Annotated in this window: 1 protein-coding gene; it reads left to right on the top strand. The window is 58.2% G+C overall.

The annotated features are described in order from the left end of the window. Positions 1–646, top strand: a 646-nt coding sequence (locus tag AC1DIX_RS27500) for a polysaccharide biosynthesis protein (RefSeq protein ID WP_477328486.1), incomplete at both ends; no start/stop codon positions are given.

The following is a 646-nucleotide window of genomic DNA, read 5'->3' as shown; positions in this document are numbered from 1 at the left end:
GTTTCCTGTTATTCCGCTTCTAGCCGATGTTTGCGACGAGCATCGCATTAGCAGTATTGTTGCGACGTGGCGGCCATCGACCGTCTACCATGCCGCGGCCTACAAGCATGTACCGCTGGTCGAGCAGAACCCCGCCGAGGGTGTGAAGACAAATGTCTTCGGCACGCTTTCCGTTGCCAAGGCAGCTCTTGCAGCCGGGGTCGATCGGATGATCCTGGTCAGCACCGACAAGGCGGTCCGGCCTACGAATGTCATGGGGGCAACCAAGCGGTTGGCTGAAACGATCCTTCAGGCGCTGTCCGAAGGCCAGGATCGCACGACCTTTTCGATGGTTCGCTTCGGAAACGTGCTGGGATCGTCCGGGTCTGTGGTGCCCCTGTTTCGTCAGCAGATTAGCCGCGGTGGCCCGATCACGTTGACGCACGAGGAAATTACCCGGTTCTTTATGACTGTGCCCGAGGCGGCTCAGCTGGTGATCCAGGCGGGCGCCATGGCCACAGGGGGAGACGTTTACGTCCTCGACATGGGCGAGCCAGTCAAGATCATCGATCTCGCCCGCCGCATGGTTGAACTCTCTGGCCTGACTGTTCAAGATGAACAGAATCCAGACGGTGATATCATGAACAGAATCCAGACGGTGATATCA

It is taken from the genome of Massilia sp. 05N420 (genome assembly GCF_056397205.1).
This window is presented reverse-complemented; position numbering and strand designations above follow the sequence as displayed.